This window comes from Streptomyces sp. NPDC060002 (assembly GCF_042737245.1).
GTDB lineage: Bacteria > Actinomycetota > Actinomycetes > Streptomycetales > Streptomycetaceae > Streptomyces.
Genome location: NZ_JBHWUW010000113.1, coordinates 1 through 9,184, shown reverse-complemented (window position 1 = coordinate 9,184; position 9,184 = coordinate 1). Strand labels below are relative to the sequence as shown.

General features: G+C 68.9%; 10 protein-coding genes and 2 pseudogenes. 8 read left to right on the top strand and 4 right to left on the bottom strand.

The features are described from left to right. Nucleotides 1-87: pseudogene (locus tag ACFWBD_RS41180) on the top strand (IS5/IS1182 family transposase); the annotation flags it as partial. 65 nt (nucleotides 88-152) lie between these two features. Here ACFWBD_RS41180 and ACFWBD_RS41175 read toward each other — a convergent pair. Beyond that, nucleotides 153-326 (bottom strand): CsbD family protein, encoded by a 174-nt coding sequence (locus ACFWBD_RS41175; protein WP_385679269.1) that lies wholly within the window; start codon nucleotides 324-326, stop codon nucleotides 153-155. A 93-nt stretch (nucleotides 327-419) separates the two neighbouring features. Then, a complete protein-coding gene (locus tag ACFWBD_RS41170) occupies nucleotides 420-785 on the bottom strand; it encodes an STAS domain-containing protein (RefSeq protein WP_385679266.1) in 366 nt (121 codons plus the stop codon). Between the two features lie 208 nt (nucleotides 786-993). On the opposite strand from ACFWBD_RS41170, the gene ACFWBD_RS41165 reads away from it, so the two are divergent. From ACFWBD_RS41165 to ACFWBD_RS41155, 3 genes are all read left to right on the top strand, one after another. Further along, the gene (locus ACFWBD_RS41165; protein WP_385679263.1) at nucleotides 994-1,440 is read left to right on the top strand and encodes an ATP-binding protein; all 447 of its coding nucleotides are present in this window, start codon (nucleotides 994-996) and stop codon (nucleotides 1,438-1,440) included. A gap of 279 nt (nucleotides 1,441-1,719) precedes the next feature. After that, the gene (locus ACFWBD_RS41160; RefSeq protein ID WP_385679260.1) at nucleotides 1,720-2,025 is read left to right on the top strand and encodes a hypothetical protein; all 306 of its coding nucleotides are present in this window, start codon (nucleotides 1,720-1,722) and stop codon (nucleotides 2,023-2,025) included. Beyond that, nucleotides 2,022-2,318, top strand: a complete 297-nt coding sequence (locus tag ACFWBD_RS41155) for a hypothetical protein (protein ID WP_385679257.1) — start codon at nucleotides 2,022-2,024, stop codon at nucleotides 2,316-2,318. The genes ACFWBD_RS41160 and ACFWBD_RS41155 overlap by 4 nt, the downstream gene beginning before the upstream one ends. 90 nt (nucleotides 2,319-2,408) lie before the next feature. Here ACFWBD_RS41155 and ACFWBD_RS41150 read toward each other — a convergent pair whose 3' ends face one another. Further along, the gene (locus tag ACFWBD_RS41150) at nucleotides 2,409-3,257 is read right to left on the bottom strand and encodes an RNA polymerase sigma factor SigF (RefSeq protein ID WP_385679254.1); all 849 of its coding nucleotides are present in this window, start codon (nucleotides 3,255-3,257) and stop codon (nucleotides 2,409-2,411) included. Nucleotides 3,258-3,825: 568 nt separating this feature from the next. Between ACFWBD_RS41150 and ACFWBD_RS41145 the strand changes: the two genes are divergently transcribed. From ACFWBD_RS41145 to ACFWBD_RS41135, 3 genes and pseudogenes are all read left to right on the top strand, one after another. Then, nucleotides 3,826-5,229 carry a PP2C family protein-serine/threonine phosphatase gene (locus ACFWBD_RS41145; RefSeq protein ID WP_385679251.1) on the top strand — a complete coding sequence of 468 codons (1,404 nt, stop codon included), beginning with the start codon at nucleotides 3,826-3,828 and terminating at the stop codon, nucleotides 5,227-5,229. After that, a complete protein-coding gene (locus ACFWBD_RS41140) occupies nucleotides 5,226-5,594 on the top strand; it encodes an STAS domain-containing protein (RefSeq protein ID WP_385679248.1) in 369 nt (122 codons plus the stop codon). Before ACFWBD_RS41145 ends, ACFWBD_RS41140 begins: the two co-directional genes overlap by 4 nt. Before the next feature lie 135 nt (nucleotides 5,595-5,729). Then, nucleotides 5,730-6,734: pseudogene (locus ACFWBD_RS41135) on the top strand (IS5 family transposase). Nucleotides 6,735-7,120: 386 nt separating this feature from the next. Here ACFWBD_RS41135 and ACFWBD_RS41130 read toward each other — a convergent pair. Next, a complete protein-coding gene (locus tag ACFWBD_RS41130) occupies nucleotides 7,121-7,963 on the bottom strand; it encodes a hypothetical protein (protein WP_385679245.1) in 843 nt (280 codons plus the stop codon). Between the two features lie 677 nt (nucleotides 7,964-8,640). Here ACFWBD_RS41130 and ACFWBD_RS41125 point away from each other — a divergent pair. Then, on the top strand, nucleotides 8,641-9,021 hold the full coding sequence (locus ACFWBD_RS41125) for a DUF2809 domain-containing protein (RefSeq protein ID WP_385679272.1): 381 nt from the start codon (nucleotides 8,641-8,643) through the stop codon (nucleotides 9,019-9,021). The last annotated feature ends 163 nt before the right edge of the window (nucleotides 9,022-9,184 follow it).

The window sequence follows — 9,184 nt, the reverse complement described above, 5'->3', positions numbered from 1 at the left end:
CTCCGCGACTGCCGCCTCAAGGGCGACGGCGTCCACCACGCCATGCTCGGCATCGCCCGCCTGCACAACCTCACCCTCGCCGGGTGACGGAGAAACGTCAGGCCATCCAGCACGTCAAAGATCATTTACGGGACAGCGCTTAGTACAAAGTGTCAGTGCTTGAAGGCGTCCTTGGCCCTTTCCTTGGCCTCACGGGCGTCGCCCTTGCTCTTCTGCGCCTGTCCCTCGGCAGCCATGCGGTCGTTGCCGAGAGCGCTTCCCAGGGCCTCCTTGGCCTTGCCCTCGGCCTGCTCGGTCTTCGCCTTGGCTTTCTCGCCGGCAGTCATGGAACGCGCCTCCTCGTAGCCCTGGGTGCCGCGGTCGCGGTAAAGCCGCTTGAGCCCCGGCTCCTGCCTCACAAACAAGGCACCACAAGTGGGTCAGATGGTCAGGGCCTGCTCGACGGTGGCATGGCAGGGGATGACGTCGTTCAGGCCGACGATTTCAAGGAGCCGCAGCACCGACTCTTGGGCGCCAGCGATACGCAGCCAGCCCTGAGCGTCATTCATGCTCTTGTGGGTGGCGACGAGGACGTTGATGCCGCTGGAGTCCATGAACGTCACGCCGCTGAGGTCCACCACGGTCCGCGGCGGCGTCGCGCCGTCACAGGACAGCAGGGCCTCGCCGAGCATGTCCTTGACATCGTGGTCGATCTCGCCGCGCAGGGTGACTACCCGGATGCCGTCGATAGCGGTGTGGCCGATCGACAGATGGCCGGGCCGGGCTGCTCCGTGGGTGTCTGTCACTGTTTCCTTGACCGCTCGCTGTTGGGACTCGAGGCCCCGGCGCGATAGTGCGCCGATAGCCTGCCTCATGCTAAGGCGAACACGTGTGCGGCCCGTTATGAGGTTCTCACGGGAGATGTGAGGCATAGTGCGGGTACGCGCAGGAAGTGTGAACGGGGGAACAAGGGTGGAGCCGGCTGGAACAGTCCCCGAGGGTGAGGGCAGCGTGATGCCGGACGTCCCTCCGATACAGGACACCGTCGCCCTGGACGGCGACGGGCACGTCATCGCTGAGGCGCGCCACCGCGCGAGGGACTTCCTCGCCCGTGTACAGGCGGAGCACGGCCTGCCGGTGTCCGCGCGCGCGATGGACCTGACCCAGTTGGTGGTCAGCGAGCTGGTCACCAACGCCCGCAAGTACGCCCCTGGCCCCGTGCTGGTGGAGCTGCGTATTTCCGGCGCCGTGGTGGAAGTGATCGTGTGGGACAGCGATCCGGTCCTGCCGGTGGCGCGGGCCGCCGATGCGGGCAGGGTCGGGCAGCATGGTCTGGAGATCGTCATGGCCGTCGCGCAGGGCTTCGAGGTCCAGCGGGAGCCGGTCGGCAAACGCGTCACCGCCCGCATCGCCCTGCCCGACGACCCCGGCGGAGACGTCACCGGACGCCGCCCCCAGTGACAGCCGGCGCTCCCGTCGGCCCCATCACCTTTCCCTGACGGCCTGCCTGAAACGGCGCGCTACCGGCAGGAGATGGCGGCGGGGGAAAAGGGTCGGTCGGGCGTGCCGCACCTTACGATCAGCGCCCCAGCCGAGGTGGCGTTCGGTTTCGTGCACGACGGTGCGCCAAAGGCGGGAGAGGCAGAGGCAGCGCACAAGACCAGCGGCCGGCTCTGCGTCTTCCGCAGGTGAAGCACCTGTGTCCGAAACCGTCAGGGTGTGTGTGGATAGGCTTTGGCGGTGACCGCTGATGCCGTGGAGAAGCTGCTCGCTGATGTGTGCGGGACGTTGGCCCGTGCTGGCTTCGATGTGGCGTCGGCCGGTGATGAGGGCAGCCCTGGCCTGCGGGTGCGGAGGGATACGGACTCGGTGCTCGTGGGATGGGTGCCCGGCAGCGAGTTGGATTCCGCGGGCCGGGAGGATGCCGAGTTCGAGGGCATTCGTGCTGCTCTGCGGTCGGCGCTGCTGGCGATCCTCACGCAGGCCGGCCATGCCGTGCAGGTGGACCGCGAGAGCGGTGAGGTACGGGTCAGGCTGCTTGCGTGACCCTGGGCCACGGGATCGACAGGGCAGCCGACTCGCCGCACGGTCCTGCCGGGAGCACGCTGGAAGGCGTGATGAGCGCGCCGATCGTCGTACACCAGCCCTCCCGTACCGGTGGCCGGAGCGTCACCGTGCACTCGCACGGCCGGGACGAGATCCTCGGCACCGCCTACAGCGACCACGACCTGGTGGTGTTCCTTCAAGCCGCGGGCGTCGACGAACCCGGGGGAGTGTTGGACGATGCCCGCTGGGTGGAATGGCGCGGAGGCCGCCCACACGGGTGGAGAACGGCCTGAGCGGGACCGCTCCAAACCGACAGCGCACAGGGTGGTGGCGTGGTGTACGGGTTCACCACGACCGCGAGGTGCCGTTGCGAGGTGGCGGTGTCAGTGGGTGGTGAGCATGCCCTCGCGGAGCTGGGTCAGGGTGCGTGACAGCAGGCGGGAGACGTGCATCTGGGAGACGCCGAGCCGTTCGCCGATCTGGGCCTGGGTCAGTTCCTCCACGAACCTCCAGTGCAGGATCCTGCGCGAGCGCTCGTCGAGGTCGGCGATCATCGGGGCGAGTACGTGGAAGTCCTCCACCAGTTCCAGCGCGCTGTCGTCGTGGCCGATGAAGTCGGACAGGGCCGACTCGCCGTCCTCGCTGTTGTTGATGGCGGCGTCCAGGGAGGAGGAGCGGTAGCCGTTGGAGGCCAGCCGCGCCTCGATGACCTCCTTTTCCTCCAGGTTCATCAGCTGGGCCAGCTCCGCCACGGTCGGGGTGCGGCCCAGGCGGCTGTGCAGTTCCTCGGTGGCGCGCGCCAGCTGGACGCGGGCCTCCTGAAGGCGGCGCGGAACGTGCACGGCCCAGGTGGTGTCGCGGAAGAACCGCTTGATCTCGCCCACTATGTAGGGGATCGAGAAGGAGGTGAACTCCACCTCGCGGGAGAGCTCGAAACGGTCGATGGCCTTGATCAGGCCGATCACGCCGACCTGGACGATGTCCTCCATCTCCTCCGGGTCCCGGCTGCGGAAGCGGGAGGCCGCGTAGCGGACAAGGGAGATGTTCATCTCGATCAGCGTGTTGCGCGCGTACTGGTACTCCGGCGTGCCCTCCTCCAGCAGGTCCAACTGCTGGAAGAACAGGCGGGTGAGCTCACGCGCGTCCTTCGGAGCGACCTTCGACGGGTCCGGGATTTCCGGCAGTTCAGAGCAGTTCACATCCGCCGTCGCCGCTGCCGTATCCGTAACCATGTTTCCCTCCCCTTGTCGGCCATGCCGACACCGGCCCACCTCGACTCGCCCTGCCGCGCCTACCCCTTCCCCTCGCCTTCATGCCTACTCCTTCCGTGATATCGACGGCCCCGCACCCGCGAGGTGTCGAAGCGGACCTCGATCGACTGCGGGTCAACCCTGCGCACACCGAGTCGCGCGGCGTCCTGCTCCGGTCCGAGCGTGGTGCCGGCGGCGACCAGGTCCGCCAGGTTCTCGCGGCGGAGGACCTGGTCGACCTGGCCGGGGGCAACGTCCCGTCGGAGTTTGTGCTCAGGCCGGTGAACAGCTTGTGGTCCGGACCACGAAGGCCGTCACCTTCGCCTTTTCGCCGATCACTGCGCCCGGTTGCGGTCGGTGCTTGGGCGGCCGTTCCACGATGCCGGTGCGCACTACGAAGCTCGCCGTCGGATCGGGTGCCCCGGCCGCGTTCGGTAGGGTTCCAAAGTGCTGGCTGTCTGGTCGGTGCCTTCCTGGGGGGATGAACGAGACGAGGGACATGCCGGAACAAGCGATCCTGCCTGCGATAGCACCGAGCGAGCCTTTGGCCGTGTCGGTCGAGGCGGCGCGGATGGCGGCGGTACGCCGTTACGACATTCTCGACACTCCGCCGGACGGCGCCTACGACCGAGTCGCGGCGCTGGCCGCGCGGCTGTTCGAGGTGCCGGTGGCGACGGTGACCATCGTGGATGAGGACCGGATCTGGTTCAAGGCCGCGCACGGGCTGGAAGGTGTCAGCGAGATCGGCCGGGATCCGGGCCTGTGCGCCTCGGCGGTGCTGAGTGATGACACCACTGTCATCCCCGATACTTTGCTGGACCCGGTCGCCTGCTCCAACCCGCTGGTCGCCGGCCCGATGGGGGTGCGGTTCTACGCCGCCGCTCCGATCATCACCGCCGACGGGCACCGCCTGGGCACGGTCAACGTCCTTGACACCCGCCCCCGCGAGATCAGCGAGGCCGATGCCTCCACCCTCGGGGACCTGGCCGCGGTGGTGCGTGACCAGCTGGAACTGCGACTGTCGGCGTTGCACGTGATACGCGCCGAGCAGGAGAAGCGTCAGGCGGAGGAAGAGGCCCGCCAGCGTGCGGAGCGGGACAAGGCGGCCATCGCCGCGTTCGCCTCCACCCTGCAGCGCACCCTGGTGCCTCCCGCGCTGCCCGCGGTACCCGGGCTTGAGCTGGCCTGCCACTACAAGACCGCTTCCCCGCAGGAAGTGGGCGGCGACTTCTACGACGTCTTCCCCATCGCCGGAGGCCGGTGGGCGTTCTTCCTGGGCGATGTGTGCGGCAAGGGCGCCGAAGCCGCCTCGGTCACCTCACTGACCCGCTACACGCTGCGGGCCGCAGCCCTCGTCGACGCGGACCCCACGGCCGCGCTCAAAGCCCTGAACACCGCGCTGCTGCTCGACGCGGCGGTCGGCACCCGCTTCTGCACCGCCGTCTTCGGCCTGCTCGATCCGGCCCGGGACGGCGGTTTCACGGTCACGCTGGCCACCGGCGGTCACCCGCCCGCCTACCATCTCAGCCCTGCCGAGGGCGGCGGTGTACGGGTCGAGGCGGCCCGCGCCAAGGGTGGCATGCTGGTCGGCGCGTTCGCCGAGGCCGCCTTCGCCTCACTCACCCTGCACCTGGCACCCGGCGAGGGACTGCTGCTGTACACCGACGGGCTGACCGAGGCCCGCACCGTCGATGGCCACATGCTCGCCGATACCGGCCTTACCGACTTCCTTGCCCAGCGACCGGCGCCGGTCAGTGCCGGCGCCCTGATCGACGACACCGTCGCGCTCCTGGACACACTCCCCGACACCGAACGCGATGACGTGGCGCTGCTGGCTCTGTCCGTCCCCACCGCGGACGCCGCTCCCGCCGGCATCACCACCACCGCTCACAGCGCCGCCGCCCCGACCGCACCCGCCGACGCCTCCGTCGGGCAGGAGATCCGACGCCCATGACCGACGCATTCCACATCGACGTCCCGCACACCGACGGCGCCCTGGCCGTGATCGGGCTGTCCGGGGAATTCGACATCGCCGCCGCACCCGCCGTGCGGGCCCGCGCCCTGGAACTCATCGCGGCCGGACACGCGGACCTGGTCGCCGACCTGTCGGGGGTCACGTTCTGCGACTCCTCAGGGCTGGGAGCCCTCGTTGGCATCTGGCGCTGCGCCAAGGACGCCGACGGCTCCCTGACCCTGGCGGCCATCCCCGGCCGGCTGAGCCGCCTGCTCAGCGTCACCGGGATGGACACCTTCCTGCCCGCCTACTCCAGCGCCCAGGCCGCGCTCGCCGCCCGCCAGGGCAATCGCACCACCGCCTGAACACCCTCGCTCGCAGGAGTGGCATCAGCGGGCTTGCCTGGCCCAGCCCGGCCCTACAGCCAGGGCCCGTATTCAGTCGTGATCATCTGCGGGTTTGGCCCTCGTGGCGGGGTCTGGACCGGTAGACCGTCTTGTGTGACGCGAGTGCAACTGACGGATGCGGAGTGGGAGTTCATCGGGCCGTACCTGCCGGTCGGCGAGTACGGCCCGTACCCCGAGCGGCTGCGGCAGCAGTTCGAGGGTGTGATCTGGCCGTTCAAGACGGGTGGGCAGTGGCGGGAGATGCCGAAGGAGTTCGGCGCCTGGTCGACCGTCCACAACCGCTTTCGGCAGTGGCGTGACGCCGGCGTCTTCGAGGCCTTGATGGAGGGACCTATCGCGGAAGCCGCGAAGCGGGGTGAGGTGGACCTGTCCCTGGTCAGCATCGACTCCACCACCGCGCGCGCTCACCACGACGCAGTCGGGATGCACCTGGGCGAGGACGTCCTCACCGGCCTGGAGAAGGCTGCCGCCGAAGCGGAAAAGGCCAGGTCAAAAGGGGCAGCCTCGAAGAACATGAGGGACAGGACACCGCGACCGATCCCAAGCGGGAAGAGCGGCGACGCATCCGGCGTCGGCGGAAACTCCGGCTGAAGGCCGCCCTGCTCGGCCGGTCGAGGGGCGGGCAGACCAGCAAGGTCCACCTGGCCGCGGACCGCAAGTGCCGCCCGCTGGCGTTCGTCCTGCCCCCGGGACAGGCCGCAGACAGCCCGCAGTTCATCCCCGTACTCAAGAAGATACGGGTCCGCGGGCCTGTCGGCCGCCCCCGCACCCGGCCGGACGCGGTCGCCGGGGACAAGGCCTACTCGTCCCGCGGCAACCGGTCCCACCTGCGGAAACGCCGCATCAAGGCAGTCATCCCGGAGAAGAAGGACCAGGCCGCCAGCCGGAAGAAGAAGGGCTCCAGAGGCGGCCGGCCCGTCGGCCACTGACGCAGACCTCTACAAGGTGCGGAACACCGTCGAGCGACTGATCAACAAGCTGAAAGCATGGCGAGGCATCGCCACTCGCTACGACAGGACCCCTGCCAGCTACCTCGCCGGCCTCCACCTTCGAGCCTCAATGATCTGGATCAAGGACCTCACTCGAACCACTCCTTGATCACGACTCAATGCGCTCCCTAGTCCGGTTCGGGGAAGTCCACCACCGCACGCACGGTGATGGCGCTGGAGCGCCCCACAAGCCGGGTCCGTCGACTTCGACGGCATTCCGCTGCACTCCGCGCGCGCCCGGGACCTGCGCCGGTTGCGGAAGCGTTCCGGCTTGTCCAGCAGAACCCGTGCAACTCCCTGTGTCCGCGGCTGAGCGTCGAGAGCTTCGTCGCCGAACGCCTGTGCGCCTTCGGGTGTCGCCCGGGGCGTAGACCGGATTCCTGCTCTGCCGGACGCGGGCCCGCTGGCTGGCGGCGTGCCGTCCCGCGCTGCTGTCCGGTGGTCGGGCTCGCACGATGAGAGGGCGGCAGCTCAGCGTCACCTCACCTGCGAGCCTTATGGGTGTTCGCCGAGTTGGAGGATGCCTGCGAGGGAGAAGCACAGGGCGCCGGTGAGAGTGCCCCAGTTGGCGATGTCGGCGTTGACGAGGCTGCCGGTGGCGGGGCGGGTGTAGGCAGCGAGTGCCGAGATCATGAACAGGACGGACCCGAGCTGGTTGACGGTGACGATCCACCAGCCGAGGTTGTGCGGCCGGACGCAGAGCCGTCCATGGCAGATCTCGGCGAAGGACAGGTGGCCGGAGATCAGGAAGAGGATGCAGCCGATCACGTCGGGCGCCCAGATCAGCCGGTTGACCTGCTGGACGGTCAGACCCTGCAGAAAGGAGTCCAGCAGGTCGACGGCGAAGACGAGTGTGCCCGCGAAGAGGACGAACGTGCTCAGCCAGTCCACCCGCGTCGGCTCATAGCTCCACCATCGCCAGTGGCGGGTGAGCAGCCGTCCTTCGCCGACGATGACGTGGCGGGGGGCGTTGATCACCTGGAGCAGTGAGACGTAGCCGCCGGTGGTGAAGAACAGGCCGCCCGCGAAGTAGATCGAGGCGCACTGGGTGGCGTCGCCGGAGCCGAGTTGGGCGACGGCCGCGCCGGCCGCGAAGAGGGCCCCGCCGAAGACGAAGGCGATCGCGGCGATGGCGTTGAGCCGGCGCAGCCGGGTGATCGAAACGGCGTCCGCACGGATGTGACGAGTGGCCGCCGCACTGCGAGGACGAACGGCCAGCACCCCACGCCGCCGGGCGAGCCGGGACTCCCACACGGCGGTGCCGCCGTCGGGAAGATGCCAGGTGAGCCGAGTGGTGAACGGTCCCGCGCCCTCGGCGCGCTGCTCAGGTTGCCCCACAGGCCGAGCCTAGAACCCGGGCAGTACTGAAGATGGGCGAAACGCCGTCCCGGCGAGCTGTCGCTGCAGTCTGGGGGCTGCGGCATGGTGCCCGGGGCCGGACCCGCTGAGCTGGTCGAAGGCGACGAAATGGACCGGCCACTTGGCAGCAGCCCGGGCCGCGCCGCTGCCACCTGTTCTGCGGCCGCTCGAAGGTGAGCAAGCCCGTGGACTCCCGCCGGGTCGCGGGTTTGATGTGCCCAGCATGTGGTGTGCTCCCGTCGCCGGCGGCGGCCGCATGTCAGACGACACGGAGGCACGTGTGTCCGCAGAGTCCTTCTGAATCTGGTCGTGCCGCTCGGACGTCTGCTGCGCCGGCCTGGTCGGGCAGGCCGTGGCTTGGCGCTGGTCCTGGAGTTCGCCGACGGCACGTTTGCGGGAGAGGACTCGCCGTCTTTCCGAGCTGTCCGCGCACGACGGCGACCTGTGCGACGGCGCCTACCCGGGGGTGGGCGACCGGGGTGGGCAGGCACGTCACCAGGTCTGCGAATCGGTTCCGTATGCCGCGTCCGGCCTGCGGTGTGCTCCGCTGCGAGCGTCGGCCGTCCGGCAGTATGACTTTTGTGGCTCGCATCTTCGAAACCTGTGACGGCTCAGCTGACCAAGTACGGACCCGTCTGGTGGCGGCGGGGGCCGCGATGATGACCGTCGGTGCGGGGTTGGGACTCAGGTCCGTGGCGGTGGGGAACACGGCCAAATACGGCGGAGACGCGTTGTATACCCTTCTGCTCCTCACTCTTTTCGTTCTGGTGGTGCCGCGGGTCAGGCCACTGACGGCCGCTGGAGGTGCGCTGGCCGCCAGTTGGGCAGTCGAGTTCCTGCAGCTCAGCCAGGTGCCGACTGAACTCTCCCGGCGCAGCGCGCTTGCCCACCTCGTGCTCGGGTCCACTTTCAATGCACCCGACCTGTTCTGGTACGCGGTCGGAGCGGGCGTGGGTTGGCTCATCCACACCGCGTTGGGTTCCTTCTCCTCACACCGCCGACGTAGCCGTCCAACATGCCCTCAGGATGAGACCTGAACCCGAAGCGACAGCCGATGCCGCAGGGCGCGTCCTCGCCTGCCTGCCCTCCGTACGCGCCGATCGGCTGCTGTAGCGGTTGGGTGCTGTTGGGGGGTGTACGGGGTCGTGCTTCGGTGGTGGGCGGGTGTTCCTGGTGTTGTTGACTGGCTTGAGGAATCGT

What these genes read in the sequence shown, in the direction of transcription:
- ACFWBD_RS41165 (WP_385679263.1), top strand. Translation starts at nt 994, where the DNA reads ATGCCGGACGTCCCTCCGATACAGGACACCGTCGCCCTGGACGGCGAC.
- ACFWBD_RS41140 (WP_385679248.1), top strand. Translation starts at nt 5,226, where the DNA reads ATGACCGACGCATTCCACATCGACGTCCCGCACACCGACGGCGCCCTG.
- ACFWBD_RS41150 (WP_385679254.1), bottom strand. Translation starts at nt 3,257, where the DNA reads ATGGTTACGGATACGGCAGCGGCGACGGCGGATGTGAACTGCTCTGAA.
- ACFWBD_RS41125 (WP_385679272.1), top strand. Translation starts at nt 8,641, where the DNA reads ATGATGACCGTCGGTGCGGGGTTGGGACTCAGGTCCGTGGCGGTGGGG.
- ACFWBD_RS41175 (WP_385679269.1), bottom strand. Translation starts at nt 326, where the DNA reads ATGACTGCCGGCGAGAAAGCCAAGGCGAAGACCGAGCAGGCCGAGGGC.